This window comes from Streptomyces sp. NPDC002499, from assembly GCF_053595415.1.
The window spans coordinates 15616-36502 of the sequence record NZ_JBSFXO010000020.1; the positions used below are offsets into that span (position 1 = coordinate 15616).

Sequence of the window (20887 nt, forward strand, 5' to 3'; positions counted from 1 at the left end):
CGCCTGAAAAACGACCTACGCCCCCGTCGGTTGCCGGACGGCAACCCGGACCCAGTCCACGATCGCGTGCGTCGTGGCCCCCGGCGTGAAGATCTCCGCGACGCCCTTCTCCTTGAGCGGCGCGATGTCCGCCTCCGGAATGATCCCGCCGCCGAACACGAGGATGTCCGCCGCGTCCCGCTCCTTGAGCAGGTCGATGACCGCGGCGAAGAGCGTGTTGTGGGCGCCGGACAGGATGGACAGCCCGATCGCGTCGGCGTCCTCCTGGATCGCGGTGTCGACGATCTGCTCGGGAGTCTGGTGGAGGCCGGTGTAGATGACCTCCATACCGGCATCGCGCAGCGCCCGCGCGATCACCTTGGCTCCGCGGTCATGCCCGTCGAGCCCGGGCTTGGCCACCACGACGCGGATCGGACCGGCTGCCACACCCATCACTGCCTCCATGAAGCGACTACATCCATCCGTACCGACATGTGTACCGGCATGGGTACCGACCTACCAGCAAGTGAACGAACGTTATCTCCAGCATCCCGCAACCGGCAGTTTCGCGAGGGAGACCGAGGGGGAAATCACACGGTGGGACACGTTCGTAGCGCATATTTCGCGCGACGGGAGCCGCAACGGGGTCGCCGCACCATCGCGCCGCAGGCCGCGCGACGTGGTGGTGCGGCGGGTCGGCGACGGCGGGAAGGGCGTACGGGACCGACAGCCCGCACGCCGCAGGTCGCCCGCACACCGCCGACCACCTTCGTCGCGACCTCCCACGAGGGCACACGGGGGACAGAGCCGTCCTCCGCGTGCCGACAGGAGGTCGGCCATGAAGGTCACCGGGGCAGTGTCGCCCTTTGTTCCGCTCTGCCAGAAGCTGCTGCCGAGCCGGCTGGCGGGACTCTCCCTGGCCCTGCTGAAAGCGACCGCGCTGGAGTTCGCGATCCTCGCGGGACACCTCCTCCTCTATCCCTCGGGCATCACCCAGGAGCGCCGAGGCCCCGCCGACCCGCTCCCCGCGCCGGACGAGGGCACGGCACAGCTGCCCACCCGGACCAAACCGCCGGTCGTCCTGCTGCACGGCTTCATAGACAACCGCTCGGTCTTCGTCCTGCTGCGCCGCAGCCTCGCCCAGCACGGCAGGCAGCAGGTCGAGTCGCTGAACTACTCGCCGCTGACCTGCGACATCCGCACCGCGGCCGAGCTGCTCGGCCGGCATATAGAGGAGATCTGCGAGCGCACCGGCAGCCGGCAGGTCGACATCGTCGGGCACAGCCTCGGCGGACTGATCGCGCGGTACTACGTGCAGCGCCTCGGCGGTGACCTCCGGGTCCGCACGCTGGTGACGCTCGGCACCCCGCACTCCGGCACGAACGTGGCGCCGCTGGCCAACGCGCACCCGATCGTGCGCCAGATGCGGCCCGGCTCGGACGTCCTGGAGGAGCTGACGCTCCCCGCGCCGGGCTGCCGGACGCACTTCGTCAGTTTCTGGAGCGACCTCGACCACCTGATGGACCCGCTGGAGACGGCCTGCGTCGACCACCCCGACCTGATCGCCCAGAACGTGCGGGTGAGCGGAATCGGGCATCTCGCCCTGCCCGTGCACCCCGCCGTCGCGACCGGGATACGCCAGGCCCTCGACGCGACGGAAGCGGGATCCGCGGCCGTCGCGCACGCCGGCGGTCTGACGGTGGCGTGACGGTGGGATGTCGGTGACACACCGCGCGTGACGTCCGGTGGGCTGTCGGAGAGCCGGGGGACGCCTCCGCACAGCCGCCCCACACCCCTCGGACACCCCTCGGACAGCCCCCGCGTATCGAACGTTCTTCGAACACAGGGCCAAACCCTCGCCCGGCCTCCCCCGAAACACAGCCGAATGCCCGTTTCCTGCGAGCGCAAAACCTGTTGAAGATTGTCGCGCCCGCGTACCGCCGGGTACAGTCGCCGCACTGCTCTGCCAGCCCCTGTTGTCGAGGCGAAAGAGAAGTTGGTGAACGACCGTCACCCGTCGGGGATCATGACCACCCCGGCTCCGGCCTCCGAGGCCGCCGCGACGCATTACGCGTCCTACGGCACCCAGGACGGCCAGTACGGCGACTTCACCACGTACGGCGACTACGACGCCAACGGTTTCGCGACCGGTACCGGCACCCACGCCACGGCGACCTTCGCGGCCGACCCCCTCTTCGGCTGCCTCCCGGACGACGGGACAGGCACCGGCACGTACGACAGCTCGACCTGGTCCACCGGCGGGCAGCAGACCCTGAACTACGACGCGTACGCGGCCCAGCACCACGCCGCCGCCTACGACACCGGCACGTACGAGACGACCGCCTGGTCCGCCGAGTACCAGCAGCTCTCCGCCATCCCGCCGCAGGCCACCGGGAACGACACCTCCGGCCAGTGGGACGCGAACGCCTGGCTCCAGCCCGACCAGACCACCGCCGCCGCGGCCGACCAGACCCAGCACTGGGAATGGGGCACGCAAGCCTTCGACACCGGCGCCTACGACGCCACCCAGTGGAACTCGGACAGCCAGGGCACGCCGGGCGAACAGGGCGAGCAGCAGGACCAGTTCGAGGACTACACCGAGTACGACGCCACCGAGTACGGCGAACACGCCCCGGCCGAGGACGAGTTGGCCTCCACCGGTGAACTGCCCGCCGTGGCCCCGCTGTTGGACGACCAGGAAGAGGTCGTACCGCCGCAGGGGCGCGCGGCCACCAGGAACGCGAACCGTTCCCGCCGGCGTCCGCCCCCCAAGCGCTCCGCGCTGCTGACCATCGCCGTCCCGTCGGCGTGCGTGATGGGCGTCGCTGGTGTCGCCGTCGCCTCCGTGGGCACCTTCGCCAGCGAGCAGGACTCCTCGAACACGGCCTCGGACGCGACCGCGGTGAAACCGTCCGCCGCCAACAACAAGCTGGACGCCCAGCTCAAGAGCCTCTCCGCCGGCGCCGACGACTTCGCCGACCGGGCCAGCCGTACGCAGGAACGTATCGACCTCAAGGCCGAGCAGCTCGCCGAGAAGAAGAAGGCCGCCGCGGAGGCCGCCCGCAAGGAGCGGCTGCGCCCCAAGTACGCGCTCCCGGTCGCGCAGCACGGACTCAGCGCCTACTTCGGCCAGGCCGGCATCAACTGGATGTCCGTGCACACCGGCATCGACTTCCCCGTCTCGTACGGCACGAAGGTGATGGCCGCGACCGACGGCACCGTACGGACGCAGTGGAACAGCGCCTACGGCAACATGATGATCGTGACCGCGAAGGACGGTACGGAGACGTGGTACTGCCACCTCTCCAGCTACCAGGTCGCCTCCGGTACGACCGTGAAGGCCGGCGACGCGATCGCGTACTCCGGGAACTCCGGCAACTCGACAGGACCGCACCTGCACTTCGAGGTCCGGCCGGCCGGCGGCGCGGCCATCGACCCGCTCCCGTGGCTGCGCAGCCACGGCATCAACCCGACGTAGCTCCCGCGCGGGCCGTCCCGCCGACTTCCTTGTGAGCCCCCGCGGTTGGAGCGGGGGCTCAGCTCATGTCCCCTGCGAGTTGCCTACAGCTTCTCCACCGGCGCGTACCGCAGCAGGAGCCGCTTCGGCTTCTCCTCGCCGAAGTCGACCGTCGCCTCGGCGTTCGCGCCCGTGCCTTTGACCCCCACGACCGTGCCGAGTCCGAACTGGTCGTGCGTCACGCGGTCGCCGACGGCCAGCGACACGACCGGCTTCTCCGAACTGCGGCGCGTGGCGAAGCCGGACGCGCCCGAGGCGGAGGAGCGGGAGCGGGACGAGGACAGCGAGGCCGCCACGCCCGACGCCGGTCCGGCGGGGGCCGACGCGGTGGCGCCGGTCCGCTTCCAGTCGACGTGCTGTGTCGGGATCTCCTCCAGGAAGCGGGAGGGCGGGTTGTACGACGGCTGCCCCCAGGCGCTGCGCAGGGAGGAGCGGGTGAGATAGAGGCGCTCACGCGCGCGGGTGATGCCGACGTACGCCAGGCGGCGCTCCTCCTCCAGCTCCTTGGGCTGGCCGAGGGCGCGCATGTGCGGGAAGACGCCGTCCTCCATGCCGGTGAGGAAGACGACGGGGAACTCGAGGCCCTTGGCGGTGTGCAGGGTCATCAGGGTGATGACGCCCGAGCCGTCCTCCTCCTCGTCCGGGATCTGGTCGGAGTCGGCGACCAGCGCGACCCGCTCCAGGAAGGCGGCGAGTCCGGCGGGCGTCTCGCTCTCGCCGTCGCCCCCGCTGTTCTCCTGCTCGAACTCCAGGGCCACGGCGGCGAGTTCCTGGAGGTTCTCGATGCGGGTCTCGTCCTGCGGGTCGGTGGAGGCCTGCAACTCGGCGAGGTAGCCGGTCCGTTCGAGGATCGCCTCCAGGACGGTCGCGGGGCCCGCGCCGGACTCGACGATCGTACGGAGGTCCTCCATCAGCGTGTTGAACTTCTTGACCGCGTTCGTCGACCGCGCGGCCATGCCGTACGCCTCGTCGACGCGGCGCAGCGCCTGCGGGAAGCTGATCTTCTCGCGCTGCGAGAGCGCGTCGATCATGGCCTCGGCGCGGTCGCCGATGCCGCGCTTGGGCACGTTCAGGATGCGGCGCAGCGGGACGGAGTCCTCCGGGTTGGCAAGGACCCGCAGGTAGGCGAGGACGTCCCGGACCTCCTTGCGCTCGTAGAAGCGGACGCCGCCGACGACCTTGTAGGGCAGGCCGACGCGGATGAAGATCTCTTCGAAGACACGGGACTGCGCGTTGGTGCGGTAGAAGACGGCGACGTCGCCGGCCTTCGCGTCGCCCGCGTCGGTGAGACGGTCTATCTCCTCGGCGACGAACTGGGCCTCGTCGTGCTCGGTGTCCGCGACGTAGCCGGTGATGCGCGCGCCCGCGCCCGCGTTGGTCCACAGGTTCTTGGGGCGGCGGGACTCGTTGCGCTCGATGACCGCGTTGGCGGCGCTCAGAATGGTCTGCGTGGAGCGGTAGTTCTGCTCCAGGAGGATCGTCGTCGCGTTCGGGTAGTCCTCCTCGAACTGGAGGATGTTGCGGATGGTCGCGCCGCGGAAGGCGTAGATCGACTGGTCGGCGTCACCCACCACGCACAGCTCGGCGGGCGGCAGGTCGTGCTCGGCGGGCGGGGTGTCCTCATCGTGCGCACCGGTGCCGACGAGCTCGCGCACCAGCGCGTACTGCGCGTGGTTGGTGTCCTGGTACTCGTCGACCATGACGTGCCGGAAGCGGCGGCGGTAGTGCTCGGCGACATCGGGGAAGGCGCGCAGCAGGTTGACCGTCGTCATGATCAGGTCGTCGAAGTCGAGGGCGTTGGCCTCGCGCAGCCGCGACTGGTACATGGCGTAGGCCTGGGCGAGGGTCTTCTCGAAGCCGTCGGTGGCCTGGGCGGCGAAGTCCTCCTCGTCGATCAGCTCGTTCTTCAGATTCGAGATCTTGGCGCTGAAGGACTTCGGCGGGTAGCGCTTGGGGTCGAGGTCCAGGTCGCGGCAGACCAGGGCCATCAGGCGCTTGGAGTCGGCGGCGTCGTAGATGGAGAACGACGACGTGAAGCCGAGCTGCTTGCTCTCGCGGCGCAGGATGCGCACGCACGCGCTGTGGAAGGTCATCACCCACATCGCGTTCGCGCGGGGGCCGACGAGTTGCTCGACGCGCTCCTTCATCTCGCCCGCGGCCTTGTTGGTGAAGGTGATCGCGAGGATCTGGCCCGGGTGCACATGCCGCTCGGCGAGCAGGTGGGCGATGCGGTGGGTGAGCACACGGGTCTTGCCGGAGCCTGCGCCGGCCACGATGAGCAGGGGCGTGCCGGCGTGCACGACGGCCGCGCGCTGGTTCTCGTTCAGCCCTTCCAGAAGCGTCGCCGCGTCCAGCGCCGGGCGCGGGGCGCCGTCGCGGTAGTACGCGTCTCTGTCCGGCGGCGCGTCGAACTTCCCGCCGAACAGATCGTCCGGAACGGGCTCCGGTCCGTGCTCGTCCTCGGGCGGTGGCGGGGGCTCCTCCGCGTGCCCGCGAGGGGGCTGGAGGTCCGCCAGGAAGCTGTCGTCAAAGAGGCTGCTCATCGCTCTCCGAGTCTAGGGCGCCCCACTGACAACCCGCCGCCGCCCCGGGAACATCCCCGGATTCGGTGACGGTGCGACTTCTCCCCACCCTCCGGAACCGGATGTTCACGTTCCGCAATCCCCGCGCCCCCGCCGGACGATCCCTGACCGAAGGTCACAAAAACGTATCGGGCATATCGAACATCAACCTTCACACAGGCCACACCAGTTGGCTACCGTTTCAGGAACCGACCGAACAGTCTGGGCCCCCCACCACGGACTCGGTAGTCGGAGCATGGAAGGAGTCGCCTCTTTTGGCGTCGCACCGAAAGTCGCGTCCTTCGGGAACGCGCGTAGCAGGGATACGCACCCCTGCGATCGCCACGGCCGCCCTCACCTCCGTGGCCCTGCTCTCCCAGACGGCCGAGGCCGCCCCGTCCGCCGACGGGAACCCGAGCCTCGAAGAGGTCGAGAAAAAGGTCGACGACCTGTACCGCCAGGCGGAGTCGGCGACCGAGAAGTACAACGCGGCGAAAGAGAAGACCACCAAGCAGCGCAAGCGCGTCGACACCCTCCTGGACGACGTGGCCCAGCGCACCCAGAAGCTCAACGAGGCGCGGGCGGAGCTCGGTTCCATCGCCGCCGCCCAGTACCGGACCGGCGCCACCGCACCGGACACGTCGACCTTCCTGCTCGCCGACTCCCCGCAGGACTACTTCGACCAGACCCAGTTGATGGACCGGCTGACCGGCCGCCAGAAGGACGCGGTCGACGACTACGTCACCGAGCAGTCCGCGACGATGAAGAAGCGCCAGGAGGCGTCTCAGGGCCTGGAGACGCTCACCGAGACGCAGACCGATCTGCGGACGGCCAAGTCGACCGTCCAGAAGAAACTCGCCGACGCGCGCGGCCTGTTGTCGCAGTTGACCGCCCAGGAGAAGGCGCGGCTCGCCGAGCTCGAGAAGAAGAAGCGGCAGGAGGCCGCGCGCAAGGCGGCCGAACTGGCGGATCAGCAGGCCGCAGAGGAGAAGGCGGCGCAGGAGGCCGCGTCCCGGAGCGGCACGGGCTCCTCCTCGTCCGGCACCAGCGGCTCCGACTCCGCCTACGCCACCAAGGCCGCCAAGGCGCTCGCCTTCGCCCGCGCGCAGGTCGGCAAGCCGTACGTGTGGGGCGCCACCGGCCCCGACTCCTACGACTGCTCCGGCCTCACCCAGGCCGCCTGGAAAGCCGCCGGCGTCACCCTCCCCCGCGTCACCTACGACCAGGTGAACGCCGGGACGACCGTCTCCCTCGCCGACGCCCGACCCGGCGACCTGGTCTTCTTCTACGACGACATCAGCCACGTCGGCCTCTACATAGGCAACGGCATGATGATCCACGCCCCGAAGCCCGGCGCGTACGTCCGCGAGGAGTCGATCTACTACGACGGCGAGTCGGCGATCCACAGCGTGGTCCGCCCGGCCTGACGCGAGGAGTACGCGCCCCGGCGCCACCTCCCTGCCCCGCACCCGCGCGTATTTCCGCGCCCCCGCGCGCGTGCCCCGCCCGCAACCCGTGCCGTGCTCCTTAGCATCGGCCCATGTCCGGTCTCTCCTCCCTTCGCGCCTGGTGGGCGCAGCGTCCGCCGGCGGCCGGAGCCGTCGTGATGGCGACCGGCATCGTGTCCGTCGGCTGGCATCTGACGGGATACGAGGTCCTGTCGCGGATCGCCCTGGTGGTCGCCTGCGTCGCCTGGACGGCGCTGGCCGCGGACTTCGTCGTACGGCTGCTGCGGGACCGGGCGAGATGGTGGGCGGAGGCGGCGACACCGGCCGCGCTGACCGCCGTCGCGGCGACGACCGTACTCGGCACCCGGTTCGTCGCCCTCGGCCGGCGGACCCTCGCCGAGGCGCTGCTCGCGCTGGCGGCCGTGCTGTGGCCGGTGCTGCTCGTCGATGTCGTACGGCACTGGAAGCGTCGTATGCCGGGAGGCGTGTTTCTGGGGTGTGTGGCCACGCAGGGCCTCGCCGTGCTGGGTGCCTCCCTCGCCGCCGCCGGGACCACGGCGTGGCTCGCGCACGCGGCCCTGGTGCTGTTCTGGCTGGGCCTCGCCCTCTACCTCGTCGCGCTGCCCCGCTTCGACCTGCGCCAGGTGGTCACGGGCGCCGGCGACCACTGGATCGCGGGCGGCGCGCTCGCCATCTCGGCGCTCGCGGGGTCGAAGTTGCTGGCCGCCGACAGCGCGCGGCTGTACCTGTGGAACGACGACGACCGAGGTGTGTTGCGCGGCGTCACGGTCGCGCTGCTCGTGCTCGACCTGGCCTGGTTCGCCGTCCTGCTCGTCGCGGAGGTGCTCCGGCCGCGGCTCGGCTACGACGTGCGCCGCTGGTCGACCGTGTTCCCGATGGGGATGACGGCCGCCGCCACCCTGTCGGTCTCCGCCGCCGTGGACGTGTCGTGGCTCAGGGACCCCGGGGAGGTGCTGCTGTGGGTGTCGGTGGCGGCCTGGCTGGTGGTCGCCGCGGGGGCGCTGCGGTCCTACACCGCGGGCGGGCCCGAGGTCACGTCCACAGCACCGCGATGAAGATGTTGGCCGTGGTGAGCAGGCCCACCAGGCCGAACAGGCTCTTGTCGACCTTCTCGTCGTCGCGCTTCACATAGACCAGGCCGAGGATCACGACCAGCAGGGCCAGCTTCAGGCCGATCTTGATGTTGTTCACGTGCTGGTCGTCGGCCTGGTTGAGACCGACCAGGATCGCGCCGGTGACCAGCATCGTCAGCGCGCCGTGCAGCATCGCCGGGACGAACCGGGCCTCGCCGCGGCCCATCGCCTTCATCTGGGTGAGGAAACCGCCCAGCAGCGAGGCGATGCCGATGATGTGCAGGCCGACGAAGAGATGGATGAGTACGTCCATGACGCCGGAGCCTAGTCAGGGGCCCGGGTGCCACCCGACACCGGGCCGCCCCGCACGCGCCGAACCCATAGGGCCGATCTTGCATAAATGCGGGCTATAGCACCGCGTCGCCCATACGTGTCCGGGAATCGTCACATCGGTCAACGCACTGTGTGAAGTCGACGGACCCGGGCCGGGATCACGATCGTTTCCGGTCACCGGGCGGTCCCCTGGCGGCAGTTCCGCACATCGCGTTACCAAGCCGACACAGTCGGGTTTAGCGTCCTTCCCCAGGTGACCGGCTCCCCACCGCCGCCCGGGCCAGGGGCGGCAGTCGGCCACCACCGCCGAGAAGGTCCGGCGGCGGCCCGCTCCCCCTGTGCGGGCCGCCGCCGGACGTGTGAGAGCGGTCGTACGAAAGGACGTGCAGTCCACTTGGCAGCGCACCGAAAGCCCGGCCGGCGTTCGGCCGGCGGCAGTACGGCCCGCACCGCCTTCACCATCGCCCTGGCGGGCGCGGCGACCGCGACGGCCTTCGACGGGACGGGACACGCGGAGCCGAAACTGACGCCGACGCAGGTCAAGGCGAAGGTGGACCAGCTGTACCAGGAGGCGGAGAAGGCCACCGAGAAGTACAACGGGGCGAAGGAGAAGGCGGACTCCGCCGAGCACCGTCTCGGCACCCTGCGGGACGAGGCCGCCCGCAAGACGGACAAGCTCAACACGGCGCGTGCGTCGCTGGGTTCGATGGCCGCCGCCCAGTACCGCGACGGCGGTCTGGACCCGGCGCTGCAACTCGCGCTGTCCGACGACCCCGACCGCTACCTCGACGGCGCCGAGTTCGTCGACCGGACCGGCACCCGGCAGGCCGCGGCGGTCGCGGGCGTCCGCGAGGAGCTGCGGGAGATCGAGCAACTGCGCGGGGCCGCGCGCGTCGAGCTGGCCGCGCTGCGGTCACGGCAGGCGGAGCAGAGCCGCCACAAGAAGGCGATCACCGGGAAGCTGGACGCCGCCAAGCGGCTGCTGTCGGAGCTGTCGCCCGCCGAGCGCGCCCAGTTCGAGGAGGGCACGGGAGCCGGCTCGGACCGCGCGTCCCGGTCCTCCTCGGGCGCCCGGACCGCTCTGGAGGCCCCCTCCTCCGCCACGGCCGCGGCCCCCAACTCCCGTGCCTCGGCGGCCGTCTCGTACGCCTACGCCAAACTCGGCAGCCCCTACGTCTGGGGCGCGACCGGGCCGGACGCCTTCGACTGCTCGGGCCTGGTGCAGGCCGCGTACCGCTCCGCGGGCGTCTCCGTGCCCCGCACGACCTACGCCCAGATCGGCGCCGGCCGCCGCGTCACCCGCTCCGAACTGCTCCCGGGCGACCTGGTGTTCTTCTACTCAGGCATCAGTCACGTCGGCATCTACATCGGCAAGGGCCAGATGATCCACGCGCCGAACCCCTCGGCGCCGGTGCGGATCGCGCCCATCGACGAGATGCCGTTCGCGGGCGCCACGCGCGTGGTGTGAACCCCGGATCGACCCGTCACACCAGCCGTCGTGCCGTGGCCCATCGCGTCAACTCGTGCCGGTTGGACAACTGGAGCTTCCGCAGCACCGCCGAGACGTGCGACTCGACCGTCTTCACCGAGATGAACAGCTGCTTGGCGATCTCCTTGTAGGCGTAGCCCCGGGCGATGAGCCGCAGCACCTCCCGCTCGCGCTGGGTGAGGCGGTCGAGGTCCTCGTCGACCGGCGGGGCGTCCGTGGAGGCGAAGGCGTCGAGGACGAACCCGGCCAGCCTCGGGGAGAAGACGGCGTCGCCCTCCTGGACCCGGAAGATGGAGTTGACCAGGTCCGTGCCCGTGATCGTCTTGGTCACGTATCCGCGCGCGCCGCCACGGATCACGCCGATGACGTCCTCCGCCGCGTCCGACACGGACAGCGCGAGGAAGCGCACCGGCTGCTCGGCGTCGGCCATCAACGGGGCGCAGCGGCGCAGGACTTCGACCCCGCCGCCGCCCGGCAGGTGGACGTCCAGGAGGACGACCTCGGGGCGGGTCGCGGTGATGACCGTGACCGCCTGGTCGACGTCCGCGGCCTCGCCGACGACCTCGACGCCGGTCTGTGCCGTCTGGCCGATCTCGGCCTGTACGCCGGTACGGAACATGCGGTGGTCGTCGACGAGGACCACGCGTACGTGGCGCTCCCCCGCGCCGCCGGCCGCCTGTTCCGTGCGCTCCGGGTTCGCCTCGGTCGGGTCGCTCATGACGTCATCTCCGCCCTCTCCATCTCCAGCTCGACCTCTGTGCCGCCGTCAGGCACCGCGCGCAGCCTGGCTGTTCCGCCGTGGCGTTCCATGCGGCCGATGATCGATTCTCTGACACCCATCCGGTCGGCGGGTATCGAGTCCGGGTCGAAGCCCGGCCCGCGGTCCCGGACGGACACGAAGACCGTCTTTCCTTCGACCTCGGCGTAGACCTGGACCGCGCCGCCCTCGCCACCGTACTTGGCCGCGTTCACCATTGCCTCGCGCGCGGCCTGCATCTGTGCTCCCGTGCGGTCGTCGAGCTCGCAGTCGCCGACGATGACGACCTCTATGGGGACGCCGTGCTTGTCCTCCACCTCGGCCGCGTTGCGGCGCACCGCGTCGGCCAGGGTGGTGGGTTCGTCGGCCTCGTCCTTGCCGGTGCCCTCCGGTTTGTAGAGCCAGGTGCGCAGGTCGCGCTCCTGGGCGCGGGCGAGGCGGCGCACCTCGCTCGCGTTCTCCGCGTTGCGCTGGATCAGGGTGAGGGTGTGCAGGACCGAGTCGTGGACGTGGGCGGCGACCTCGGCGCGCTCCTGGGCGCGGATGCGCATCAGGCGCTCCTCGGAGAGGTCCTGGGTCATGCGGACGAGGTAGGGGCCGGCGAGGAGCGTTATCCCCACCAGCACCGCGAGCGCCGCCTGGAGGACGGAACCGAGGTGGGCGGCGGAACCCTGGAGGACGAAGATGCCGGTGACGCCGGCCGTGACGAGGAGGACACCGCCGGCGGCACGCAGCAGCCGCAGGGTGCGCTTGCGGCGGCCGACCTCGGCCCAGCGGGCCCGCCGCGCGTTGTCCGCCTGGCGCCAGACCAGGGCGACGCCCGCGCCGACGAGGACGACGGGCCACAGGTAGGCCTTCGCGCCGTTGCCCAGATTCACGCTGCCGACGAAGACCATGGCCACGACGACCATGAGGAGCAGCGCGACGATCTGCCCCTTGTCGGGGCGCCGGGCGACCAGCCTTCGCCGACCGTCCGGCGAGGTCTCGGTCGAGACCAGCGACGGCGGCCGCTGCCCGGCCACGCCCCCGATGCCGAGCGGCACGAAGAACCAGAACGCGGCGTAGAGCAGCGCGCCGAGCCCGTCCGCCATGAACAGCCCGACGAACACGAGCCGCACCCAGATCACGGGCAGCCCGAGATGCCCGGCGAGCCCCCGCGCCACACCACCGAGCCAGCGTCCGTCACTGCTGCGGTAGAGCTTGCGCGGCGGCCGCGGTTCGACGAGGGGCGCTGCTGCGGCTTCCGGCATGGCATCGATGGTCACATGACCAGGCCGGCAGAGCATCAGGGTCGACCCCGGAGACTCCCCTGATCTTCGGCGCCGGGTCGGGTGATCTTCGGCGTCGGGTCGGGATCGCCCCCGGAATCCCGGCCCGGCCCCCGCGATCCGGGCCGGTCGAACGCTTCCCCGGCCTCGGGTCAGGGGCGAAATCAGGGTCCGGCCAGGGTCGTACGGGCTGCCGTCGTCGCGTCGCGCCCGTCACCATGGACACATGACAGATCACGAGCGCGCCGCGACGGGTCCGGGACCCGGCTCCGGCCCGCGCCCCGCTGCGGGCGCCGGGCCGCAGGATGCCGTGCCCGCCGCGGACGCCCCACCCACGGCGGACGCGGGGGCGGGGCCCCGACCGGGGCGACGGGCTGGGTCCGGGCCCGCGCAGGCTCAGGCGTCGGCCTCCGCCGCTGAGCCCGCCGCGGACGGCGTGAGCAGGTCTGGCGAGGTCGGCGACGCGTCCCGCAGGTTCCGGCGCGACCGCGACTACAAAATGCTCGCGGGCGTGTGCGCGGGGCTGGGGCGGCAGTGCGACATGGACCCGGTGATCTTCCGGATCACGCTCGCCGTGCTCTCCGCGACCGGCGGTATCGGCCTGATCTTCTACGGGTTCGCCTGGCTGCTGGTCCCGTACGAGGACGAGGAGGAGAACGAGGTCCGCAAGCTCCTCACCGGCCGGGTGGACGGCCAGGCGCTGACCGCGGTGCTGTTCGCGCTGGTCGGCTGCGGAGTGTTCCTGACGATGGTGGCCAACGGCGGGGTGATGACCTTCGCCGTCGTCCTCTCCCTGCTCCTCGCGGGCGCGGGGTACTGGTCGCGGCAGCGCGGCAACCACGACCCCGACCCGCTCGCCGCCCAGGCCGCCGCCGACGCCCCGCCGGAGGCCCAGGCGCCGCCGGTCCCCGCCGCGTACCCCTCCTGGTGGCGGGACCCGATCGTCAAGGACGGCACGCACGTGGGGGGCACCGGCTATCTCTGGGGCCCCCAGGACTCCCGCGACCGGGACATCGCGGCGGCGGTCAACATCAGCCTGGGTTCCACCTGGCGCAGCCGCGCGGACATACGCGCCCCGCAGGTCCCGGCACCGAGGCAGCGCGGGTCGCGCTGGATCGGCGGCTGGGTGTTCCTGCTGGCCCTTCTCGCGGGCGGCCTGGGCACCGCCGGGACCTGGGAGGACCACGCCCTGGGCACCAGCCTCCAGACCGGTCTGGCCTGCGCGCTGATCGTCTTCGGCCTCGGCATCGCGGTCAGCGCGGTCCGGGGACGCACGGGCGCGGGCTCGATCTTCCTCGCGATCATCACGGCGGCGCTGCTCGCCGGCTCGGTCGCGCTCCCGAAGGACATCGACACGCACTGGATCCGCACGACCTGGCAGCCCGCCTCGGCGGCCGACGTGCGGGCGAAGTACAACCTGGGCTCCGGGGTCGGCACGCTGGACCTCAGCGGGGTGCACGTGGCAAAGGGGCAGACGGTCGAGACGGAGGCGGAGATCGGCGCGGGCCGGGTGAAGGTGATCGTGCCGAAGGACGCGACCGTGAGGCTGAGCATCGACGTGGGGGTGGGCGACATCCAATTGCCGGGTGACGAGCAGAAGGACGTGGACGTGGCGCCGGACAAGCACAAGGTAGTGACCCTGAAACCCGTCACGGGCGGCAAGAACGCCGGCACGCTCGACATCGACATCCAGGTCGGCCTCGGACAGGCGGAGGTGAGCCGTGCCACGTCATGAGTTCCAGCCCGGCAAACTGATCGCGGGCCTCGCCCTCGCCCTCGCGGGTGTCGTCTACGCCGGCGACGCGGGCGGCCTCTGGGACACCCCGTGGTTCGCGATCATCCCGCTCCTCACGGTCGGCCTCTTCCTGGCCGGCGCGACCAGCGTCCTGACCCGGGCGGTACGCCGCCGCCGGGCACCACGAAAAGTCACCGAGCCCCGCCAGGACATACCGGCCTGACTCAGGTCGCCGAGGCCGGCCTGTCGGGACGGCCCGCCCCGGCGGCCACCGCCTCGCCGCACGCCGACGGGGCAGGCCGACGACGGACCTGCCCCACCCACACCTCGGCCGATGTCCCCGCCGGCCGGACGGACCTACCGGTATCCGCCCGCACGTTGCCTCCGCCTCGCTCGCAGGGCCGCGTCCAGGGAGAACACGGACGCGCCCGCGAGAACCAGCGGGAGCCAGGCCATCAGGTAGGCCAGGTCGTTGCCGTAGTAGTAGGGGTCCGAGCCCCAGCTCACGGTCAGCCACAGGCTGAGGGAGATCAGCGCTCCGCCGAAGGCGGCGAGCCGGGCCAGGAGCCCGATCAGGGTGCCGATGCCGACGGCGAGTTCACCGAAGGCGATGGCATAGCCGAAGCCGACCGGGTTCTTCAGGGCCATGTCGACCATGGCCGGGATGGCCGAGGAGTCCCGTACGGCGCGCATCATCTCGCCGACGGAACCGGAGCCGGAGTCCTTGAGGAAAGCGCTGTCGGTGAGTTTGTCCAACCCGGCGTAGATGAACGTGACGCCGAGGAACACACGGAGAGGGAGGAGGGCGTATCGGGTCGCGGTGTCCCGCCAGCTCGGGCCCTCGTCGAGATAGGGGGTTTGCATATCCGTACGCGTGCCGTAAGTCATAGCCGTCGCCTCTCGCCCGCCATGCCAAAGACCCCTTCAAAGACCATACGTACGTAAGGGGCGGAGCGCTCAATCCGTTCGTGCAGAATTTCGAGCCGGGGCACACACGCCCGGCGCCCGTACGTATCGGTCCTTGTCGGACCGCGTCAGTCCTGGTCGGTCCTGGTCAGTCCGTGACGTCGATCGCGTAACGGTTGGTCTCCACCCCGGCCGCGGTGACCACCTGGACCTCCACCCGCCCCGGTTCCACGTCCGCCGGCACCGGCACGGTCAGGACCGCGTCCGTCGGGTTGCGGAAGCCGCCGGCCACCGGGACCAGCGGTACATGGACGTGGACCGCGCCGATCCGGACGACCATCCGGGACAGCCGGTCGGCGCCCTGCGCGCCCGGCGGTACGAAACCGGCGCCCCGGATCTCGATGTCGTCGCCGGTGCGGATGGGCGCGTCGAGGTCGCCGGCCTCGCGGGAGCGGACCACGGAGAGGATCACCGGACGCCCGCCCTCGGCGTACTTGCCGGCCACGTAGGTGGCGGCGGAGACGAGGACGACCACGGCCAGACCCCAGGGCAGGTCGGGGAGTTGGTCCGGGCGGCGGGCCAGGCGTACGGCGGCGAAGACCACGGCGACGGCGCTGATCACGGTGTACTGGATGTCGGCGAAGGTGCCCCGGCCGGAGTCGTCGGTCAGCAGGTCGGCCGCGCGGGGCCGGTCCGCCCGTACCTTCTGGAGTCGCTGGCCGAGCACGCGCAGGCCGACGACCCGGCGGACCAGTACGGCGATCGCGCAGACCACGGCGAGGACGGTCACCACCCCGGCGCCGCGGGCGAGTTCGAGCCCGGAGATGAGGGTGTCGCGCTGCGCGTGGTCGGACGCGGCGGCCAGCCGGCCGACCAGCACCAGTACGGCGTAGACGACGAACAGGACCCAGACCGCGGCGACCGTGCGGGAGGTGGAGAGGCGGTTGTCCTCGCCGATGATCGGGGCCAGTACGCCACCGCGCGTCCGGTGGAACCAGGACGCGGCGGTCAGGGCGCCGGCCACGAGCAGCGCGGCGAGCAGTCCGGCGGTGCGCGCGGCGGTCCAGCCGGCGCCGATCGCCGTGAGGGCCTGCACCAGCAGAAGCGTCAGGACCAGGGCCCACACCGTGAACACGGCCCGGCGCCACAGACAGGCCAGCCAGGCCTCGCCCTCGGCGCGGCCGCGTTCGGCGACCAGCCCCGCGGACTGGGTCAGTTCCTCGGAGACCCACTGCCGGGAGGCCTGGGCCGAGTGGGCCACCGCGGCGGGCAGCCCCTGTCCGGCGGCGAACCCCTCGCGCAGCAGCAGGAATTCGGCGACCGCGCGCCGGTGTCCCTCGCGCGCCCCGTGCGGGCAGTCCCCGCAGGTGCAGCCACCCCCGTGCGCGCCGCCGGGAGCACCGCCCGGCACTGTTCCGTATCCCGTCCGGCCGGCGCTCGCGTCCGCGCCCCCTCTCGCCTCCTGCACCGCCACGCCCGACGCCCGCCTTCCCCACAACCCCATCGACCGGCGGCCCCGACCGAGTGCCGGCCGCCGCCTTGCAAGTCCCGCGTGATGACAGCGCATTGTGCCCTACGCCACCCCGTCCGCGTCCGGCAGGTCTGGTCGAGGCGGGTGAAGCCCGGACCGCAGTGTTGACCCGGCTGCGAGAATTTCCCTATGGCCGAGATCATCCAGCGGGACGGGACCTGGGCCTTCGACGGCACCACGGTCAGGATCACGCCGGGTCTCCACCGCTCCGTGCCACTGTTCCGGCAGACCTACGGAGAGGTCGCGGTGCCCCTCGAAGCCGTCGCGGGCGTGGTCCTTGAACCCGAACGCAAGCGCGGGCGGCTGCGGTTGCGGCTGCGCGAGGGCGCCGACCCGCTGTTGCAGGCCACCGGCGGGCGGCTGCCGGAGGCGGCCGACCCGTACCGGCTGCTGGTGGACGTGGACCGTTCCGGGGTCGCCGAGTACATCGCGGAGGAGATCCGCCAGGCCCTGATGCTGGACCGGATCCCGAAGGATCCGACCAAGGCGTATCTGCTGCCGGGGCCGCCGGTGCCGGTCTCGGTGCGCTCCTCCGACGGGACCGTCTCCTTCGACGGCACCCAGGTGCGGCTCGACTGGTCCGACACCTCCGACCGGGTCAAGCGGGCGACCGGGCCGCGGATCATCGCCCTCGGCGACCTCGTGCAGGTGGAGTGGCTGCCCAACTCCGGCTACGAGGACGGTTTTCTGCGCTTCGTGACCCGGGAGACGGTGTTCTCCAAACTGCCGCCGGAGAAGGATCCGTACGCCCTCGATCTGTGGGGCAGTACCCGCCGTGACCTGCTCACGGCGCTGATCGCCACCGCCGTCACCGCCCGGCTCCCGCACCCGTCCACCCGTGCCGGCGGCGATCTCTCGGACCACGACCAGGAGCGGCCGCAGTTGGCGGCGGCCGTGCCGGCGCAGTCGGACCATCACGACGTACTGCTGCGCAGGCTGCGGGAGTTGGGCGAGCTGTACCGGGACGGGGTGCTGACGGACGAGGAGTTCGCGATGACGAAGGCGGCGGTGCTGCGCGGTTTCTGAGCCCGCCCGCACGCCGTCCGCCGGCTCCGGGACCGTCAACTCAGCAGATCCGGCTCACTGCGGCTGATGTCCTGCCAGACGGGCTGGTAGTTGATCCACGCCACCAGGTCGCCGCCGAGCTGTTCGCGGGTGGCGACGGCCAGTTTGTGGTCGATGAGGAGCGGGCGGCCGGCCGCCTTGGCGGTGAGCTGGACCTGGCTGGAGCGTTCCATGGACAGGAACCACCAGGCCGCCGCGTCCACCGAGTCGCCGACCGTCAGCAGCCCGTGGTTGCGCAGCACGAGCGCCTTGCGGGAGCCCAACGCGGCGGCGATCCGGCGGCCCTCGTCGGCGTCGACGGCGACGCCGGTGTAGGCGTCGTACAGCGCGTGGTCCTCGTAGAAGGCGCAGCTCTCCTGGGTGATGGGGTCGAGGAGGTCGCCGAGTGCGGACAGGGCGCGGCCGTGCACGGAGTGGCAGTGGGCGACGGCGACGACGTCGGGGCGGGCCGCGTGGACCTGGGCGTGCACGGTGAAGGCGGCCTGGTTGACGTGGTAGCGGCCCTCGATGACCTGACCGTCGGAGTTGGCCATGACGAGGTCGCTCACGGTGACGTGCTTGAACGGCATGCCGAACGGATTGACCCAGAAGCAGTCGCTGTACTCGGGGTCGCGGGCCGTTATGTGCCCCGACACACCGTCCTCGAAGCCGAGCCGTCCGAAGATCCGCAGCGCGCCCGCGAGCCGCTCCTTGCGGTGCCGGCGCTCGTCGTCGAGCGACTCGTGCATGGGCGGCATGGCGAAGCGCAGCCGATCCGTGGGGAGCGGCAGCGGTGGGGTCGGCCCGTGCATGTGTGGTCCTCCGGCACTGGGGTGTTCTAAAGGGCGGAAGTTACCGTCGGTCAGCGCAGGAGAACAGGGTTGTGATGTAAAGATGACGCACGCGACCGAATCACGACAGAAGATGTCGGGTTTACGGGCGACGATCGGCGTATGACATCGAACTGGGCCGCCTTCCGCAGCGCCGAACCCGAGCTGGCGCGGACCGCCGAGGAGCGCTTCGCCGGCCATGTCCACCACGTCCTGGCCACCCTGCGCGCGGACGGCTCCCCGCGCACCAGCGGCCTGGAGGTGCGCTTCCTGGCCGGTGAGCTGTGGTTCGGGATGATGCCGGGTTCGCTCAAGGCCCTCGACCTGCGCCGGGACCCCCGCTTCGCGCTCCAGACCAACCCCGGCGAGGGCACCGGCATGGCCGGCGGGGACATCCGCGTCGGCGGCCGGGCGGTGGAGGTCGAGGACGGGGCGGCGAAGGCGGCGTACGTGCGGGAGGTGGAACCGCCGGAGCCGTTCCACCTCTTCCGCACCGAGTTGACGGAGGTCGTACGGACCTACGTCGAGGACGAGAAGTACCTCGTCGTCGAGATCTGGCAGCCCGGAGAGCCGCTGCGCACGCTCAAGCGGACCTGAGCCCCCTCAACCCTGACCCCTGTGAACAGGGGTTCTACTCCCACTCGATGGTCCCCGGCGGCTTGCTCGTGATGTCGAGGACGACCCGGTTGACGTCGGCGACCTCGTTCGTGATCCGGGTCGAGATCCTCGCGAGGACGTCGTACGGCAGCCGCGACCAGTCGGCCGTCATGGCGTCCTCGGAGGAGACCGGGCGCAGGACGATCGGGTGGCCGTAGGTGCGGCCGTCGCCCTGGACGCCGACGCTGCGGACGTCCGCGAGCAGGACCACCGGGCACTGCCAGATCTCGCGGTCCAGGCCGGCCGCGGTCAGCTCCTCGCGGGCGATGGCGTCGGCCTCGCGGAGCAGGTCGAGGCGGTCCTTGGTGACCTCGCCGACGATCCTGATGCCGAGGCCGGGGCCGGGGAAGGGCTGACGCTGGACGATCTCGTCCGGCAGGCCCAGCTCCTGGCCGACCATCCGGACCTCGTCCTTGAACAGCTTGCGCAGCGGCTCGATCAGCTTGAACTCGAGGTCTTCCGGCAGGCCGCCGACGTTGTGGTGCGACTTGATGTTCGCCGTGCCCGTGCCGCCGCCGGACTCGACGACGTCCGGGTAGAGCGTGCCCTGCACCAGGAACGCGACCTCGGGGCCCTCGTCCGCGATGATCTCGGCCTGGGCCTGCTCGAAGACGCGGATGAACTCGCGGCCGATGATCTTCCGCTTCTCCTCGGGGTCCGAGACCCCGGCGAGCGCGGTGAGGAAGCGCTCCTCCGCGTCCACGACCTTCAGCTGGACGCCGGTCGCGGCCACGAAGTCCTTCTCGACCTGCTCGGTCTCGCCCTTGCGCATCAGACCGTGGTCGACGTACACGCAGGTCAGCTGGGAGCCGATCGCCTTCTGGACGAGGGCCGCCGCCACGGCGGAGTCGACACCGCCGGACAGGCCGCAGATGGCGCGCTTGTCGCCGACCTGCTCGCGGATCGCGGCGACCTGCTCGTCGATCACGTTGCCGGTGGTCCAGGACGGGGTGAGGCCCGCGCCCCGGTACAGGAAGTGCTCCAGGACCTGCTGGCCGTGCGTGGAGTGCATGACCTCGGGGTGGTACTGGACGCCGTAGAGCTTCTTCTCGTCGTTCTCGAAGGCGGCGACCGGGACGACGTCCGTGGAGGCCGTGACCGAGAAGCCCTCGGGGGCGGCCGAGCAGGCGTCGCCGTGCGACATCCACACCGACTGCTCGTCCGGGGTGCCCTCGAAGAGGGTGGAGGACGACCGGGAGACGTGCAGCGGGGTCCGGCCGTACTCGCGGGCCCCGGTGTTGTCGACCGTGCCGCCGAGGGTGGTCGCCATCAGCTGGAAGCCGTAGCACATGCCGAAGACGGGGACGCCGGCGTCGAAGAGCGCGCGGTCCAGGCGCGGGGCGCCCTCCGCGTACACCGAGGACGGGCCGCCGGAGAGGATGATCGCCGCCGGGTTCTTGGCGAGCATCTCCGCGACCGGCATGGTGCTCGGCACGATCTCGCTGTAGACCCGGGCCTCACGGACGCGACGGGCGATGAGCTGGGCGTACTGCGCGCCGAAGTCGACGACCAGGACGGTGTCGGGGGCGGCGGCAGTAGGGGTCGCTGGTGACACGGGAGCCTTCCGGCGGTGGGGCGGGGGTCTTGTGCGTACGCCGATTCTACCGAGGCCCGCCCCGGCCCGGTCCCGTGGCATACTGGCGCCCATGCTCACGCACCCGACCTTCCTCTTTACCTATGGCAACCGGCCCACCGGCTGCCATGGTCGTGCTGCTTGAGCAACTGACAAGCGACTTCC

General features: G+C 71.2%; 18 protein-coding genes. 9 read left to right on the top strand and 9 right to left on the bottom strand.

What is annotated here, in order from left to right:
• Positions 1–15: 15 nt before the first annotated feature.
• On the bottom strand, positions 16–432 hold the full coding sequence (locus tag ACWD5F_RS43665) for a cobalamin B12-binding domain-containing protein (protein ID WP_451261691.1): 417 nt from the start codon (positions 430–432) through the stop codon (positions 16–18).
• A gap of 385 nt (positions 433–817) precedes the next feature.
• Between ACWD5F_RS43665 and ACWD5F_RS43670 the strand changes: the two genes are divergently transcribed.
• Both ACWD5F_RS43670 and ACWD5F_RS43675 read left to right on the top strand, forming a co-directional pair.
• The gene (locus ACWD5F_RS43670) at positions 818–1687 is read left to right on the top strand and encodes a lipase family alpha/beta hydrolase (protein WP_451261692.1); all 870 of its coding nucleotides are present in this window, start codon (positions 818–820) and stop codon (positions 1685–1687) included.
• A 318-nt stretch (positions 1688–2005) separates the two neighbouring features.
• On the top strand, positions 2006–3457 hold the full coding sequence (locus tag ACWD5F_RS43675; RefSeq protein WP_451261762.1) for a M23 family metallopeptidase: 1452 nt from the start codon (positions 2006–2008) through the stop codon (positions 3455–3457).
• Between the two features lie 83 nt (positions 3458–3540).
• On the opposite strand, the gene pcrA is transcribed toward ACWD5F_RS43675, so the two are convergent.
• Positions 3541–6039, bottom strand: coding sequence for a DNA helicase PcrA (gene pcrA, locus ACWD5F_RS43680; RefSeq protein WP_451261693.1), 2499 nt, complete (start codon positions 6037–6039; stop codon positions 3541–3543).
• A 293-nt stretch (positions 6040–6332) separates the two neighbouring features.
• Here pcrA and ACWD5F_RS43685 point away from each other — a divergent pair, with 293 nt between their 5' ends.
• Positions 6333–7484 (top strand): NlpC/P60 family protein, encoded by a 1152-nt coding sequence (locus tag ACWD5F_RS43685; RefSeq protein WP_451261694.1) that lies wholly within the window; start codon positions 6333–6335, stop codon positions 7482–7484.
• 113 nt (positions 7485–7597) lie between these two features.
• Positions 7598–8581 (top strand): tellurite resistance/C4-dicarboxylate transporter family protein, encoded by a 984-nt coding sequence (locus tag ACWD5F_RS43690; RefSeq protein ID WP_451261695.1) that lies wholly within the window; start codon positions 7598–7600, stop codon positions 8579–8581.
• Here ACWD5F_RS43690 and ACWD5F_RS43695 read toward each other — a convergent pair.
• Positions 8559–8912, bottom strand: a complete 354-nt coding sequence (locus tag ACWD5F_RS43695; RefSeq protein WP_401713890.1) for a hypothetical protein — start codon at positions 8910–8912, stop codon at positions 8559–8561. The two genes, ACWD5F_RS43690 and ACWD5F_RS43695, sit on opposite strands and share 23 nt — an antisense overlap.
• A gap of 414 nt (positions 8913–9326) precedes the next feature.
• Between ACWD5F_RS43695 and ACWD5F_RS43700 the strand changes: the two genes are divergently transcribed.
• The gene (locus ACWD5F_RS43700; RefSeq protein ID WP_451261696.1) at positions 9327–10400 is read left to right on the top strand and encodes an NlpC/P60 family protein; all 1074 of its coding nucleotides are present in this window, start codon (positions 9327–9329) and stop codon (positions 10398–10400) included.
• A 16-nt stretch (positions 10401–10416) separates the two neighbouring features.
• Here the strand turns inward: ACWD5F_RS43700 and ACWD5F_RS43705 are convergent, their stop codons facing one another.
• Both ACWD5F_RS43705 and ACWD5F_RS43710 read right to left on the bottom strand, forming a co-directional pair.
• Positions 10417–11139 (bottom strand): LuxR C-terminal-related transcriptional regulator, encoded by a 723-nt coding sequence (locus tag ACWD5F_RS43705; RefSeq protein WP_123998235.1) that lies wholly within the window; start codon positions 11137–11139, stop codon positions 10417–10419.
• On the bottom strand, positions 11136–12428 hold the full coding sequence (locus ACWD5F_RS43710) for an ATP-binding protein (protein WP_401713895.1): 1293 nt from the start codon (positions 12426–12428) through the stop codon (positions 11136–11138). Before ACWD5F_RS43710 ends, ACWD5F_RS43705 begins: the two co-directional genes overlap by 4 nt.
• A gap of 244 nt (positions 12429–12672) precedes the next feature.
• Between ACWD5F_RS43710 and ACWD5F_RS43715 the strand changes: the two genes are divergently transcribed.
• Entirely contained in the window at positions 12673–14181 is a 1509-nt protein-coding gene (locus ACWD5F_RS43715; RefSeq protein WP_451261697.1) for a PspC domain-containing protein, read from the top strand.
• Complete coding sequence (locus tag ACWD5F_RS43720; protein ID WP_451261698.1) at positions 14168–14404, top strand: hypothetical protein; 237 nt, start codon at positions 14168–14170, stop codon at positions 14402–14404. The genes ACWD5F_RS43715 and ACWD5F_RS43720 overlap by 14 nt, the downstream gene beginning before the upstream one ends.
• 134 nt (positions 14405–14538) lie before the next feature.
• Here ACWD5F_RS43720 and ACWD5F_RS43725 read toward each other — a convergent pair whose 3' ends face one another.
• Positions 14539–15069, bottom strand: a complete 531-nt coding sequence (locus ACWD5F_RS43725; protein ID WP_401713901.1) for a DoxX family protein — start codon at positions 15067–15069, stop codon at positions 14539–14541.
• Between the two features lie 166 nt (positions 15070–15235).
• Positions 15236–16561: a hypothetical protein gene (locus ACWD5F_RS43730; protein ID WP_451261699.1), complete on the bottom strand. Its 1326-nt coding sequence runs from the start codon at positions 16559–16561 to the stop codon at positions 15236–15238.
• A 186-nt stretch (positions 16562–16747) separates the two neighbouring features.
• Here ACWD5F_RS43730 and ACWD5F_RS43735 point away from each other — a divergent pair, with 186 nt between their 5' ends.
• Complete coding sequence (locus ACWD5F_RS43735; RefSeq protein WP_451261700.1) at positions 16748–17644, top strand: DUF4429 domain-containing protein; 897 nt, start codon at positions 16748–16750, stop codon at positions 17642–17644.
• Between the two features lie 35 nt (positions 17645–17679).
• Here ACWD5F_RS43735 and ACWD5F_RS43740 read toward each other — a convergent pair whose 3' ends face one another.
• Complete coding sequence (locus ACWD5F_RS43740; RefSeq protein ID WP_451261701.1) at positions 17680–18474, bottom strand: class II aldolase/adducin family protein; 795 nt, start codon at positions 18472–18474, stop codon at positions 17680–17682.
• Between the two features lie 141 nt (positions 18475–18615).
• Here ACWD5F_RS43740 and ACWD5F_RS43745 point away from each other — a divergent pair, with 141 nt between their 5' ends.
• Positions 18616–19089, top strand: coding sequence for a pyridoxamine 5'-phosphate oxidase family protein (locus ACWD5F_RS43745; protein ID WP_451261702.1), 474 nt, complete (start codon positions 18616–18618; stop codon positions 19087–19089).
• 34 nt (positions 19090–19123) lie between these two features.
• Here ACWD5F_RS43745 and guaA read toward each other — a convergent pair whose 3' ends face one another.
• Positions 19124–20704, bottom strand: coding sequence for a glutamine-hydrolyzing GMP synthase (gene guaA, locus ACWD5F_RS43750; protein ID WP_451261703.1), 1581 nt, complete (start codon positions 20702–20704; stop codon positions 19124–19126).
• Positions 20705–20887: the final 183 nt, after the last annotated feature.

Bases quoted from the DNA above. Each gene is read 5' to 3' on its own strand.
- ACWD5F_RS43665 (WP_451261691.1), bottom strand. From the start codon at position 432: ATGGGTGTGGCAGCCGGTCCGATCCGCGTCGTGGTGGCCAAGCCCGGG.
- ACWD5F_RS43670 (WP_451261692.1), top strand. From the start codon at position 818: ATGAAGGTCACCGGGGCAGTGTCGCCCTTTGTTCCGCTCTGCCAGAAG.
- ACWD5F_RS43675 (WP_451261762.1), top strand. From the start codon at position 2,006: ATGACCACCCCGGCTCCGGCCTCCGAGGCCGCCGCGACGCATTACGCG.
- pcrA (WP_451261693.1), bottom strand. From the start codon at position 6,039: ATGAGCAGCCTCTTTGACGACAGCTTCCTGGCGGACCTCCAGCCCCCT.
- ACWD5F_RS43690 (WP_451261695.1), top strand. From the start codon at position 7,598: ATGTCCGGTCTCTCCTCCCTTCGCGCCTGGTGGGCGCAGCGTCCGCCG.
- ACWD5F_RS43695 (WP_401713890.1), bottom strand. From the start codon at position 8,912: ATGGACGTACTCATCCATCTCTTCGTCGGCCTGCACATCATCGGCATC.
- ACWD5F_RS43705 (WP_123998235.1), bottom strand. From the start codon at position 11,139: ATGAGCGACCCGACCGAGGCGAACCCGGAGCGCACGGAACAGGCGGCC.
- ACWD5F_RS43710 (WP_401713895.1), bottom strand. From the start codon at position 12,428: ATGCCGGAAGCCGCAGCAGCGCCCCTCGTCGAACCGCGGCCGCCGCGC.
- ACWD5F_RS43715 (WP_451261697.1), top strand. From the start codon at position 12,673: ATGACAGATCACGAGCGCGCCGCGACGGGTCCGGGACCCGGCTCCGGC.
- ACWD5F_RS43725 (WP_401713901.1), bottom strand. From the start codon at position 15,069: ATGACTTACGGCACGCGTACGGATATGCAAACCCCCTATCTCGACGAG.
- ACWD5F_RS43735 (WP_451261700.1), top strand. From the start codon at position 16,748: ATGGCCGAGATCATCCAGCGGGACGGGACCTGGGCCTTCGACGGCACC.
- ACWD5F_RS43740 (WP_451261701.1), bottom strand. From the start codon at position 18,474: ATGCACGGGCCGACCCCACCGCTGCCGCTCCCCACGGATCGGCTGCGC.
- ACWD5F_RS43745 (WP_451261702.1), top strand. From the start codon at position 18,616: ATGACATCGAACTGGGCCGCCTTCCGCAGCGCCGAACCCGAGCTGGCG.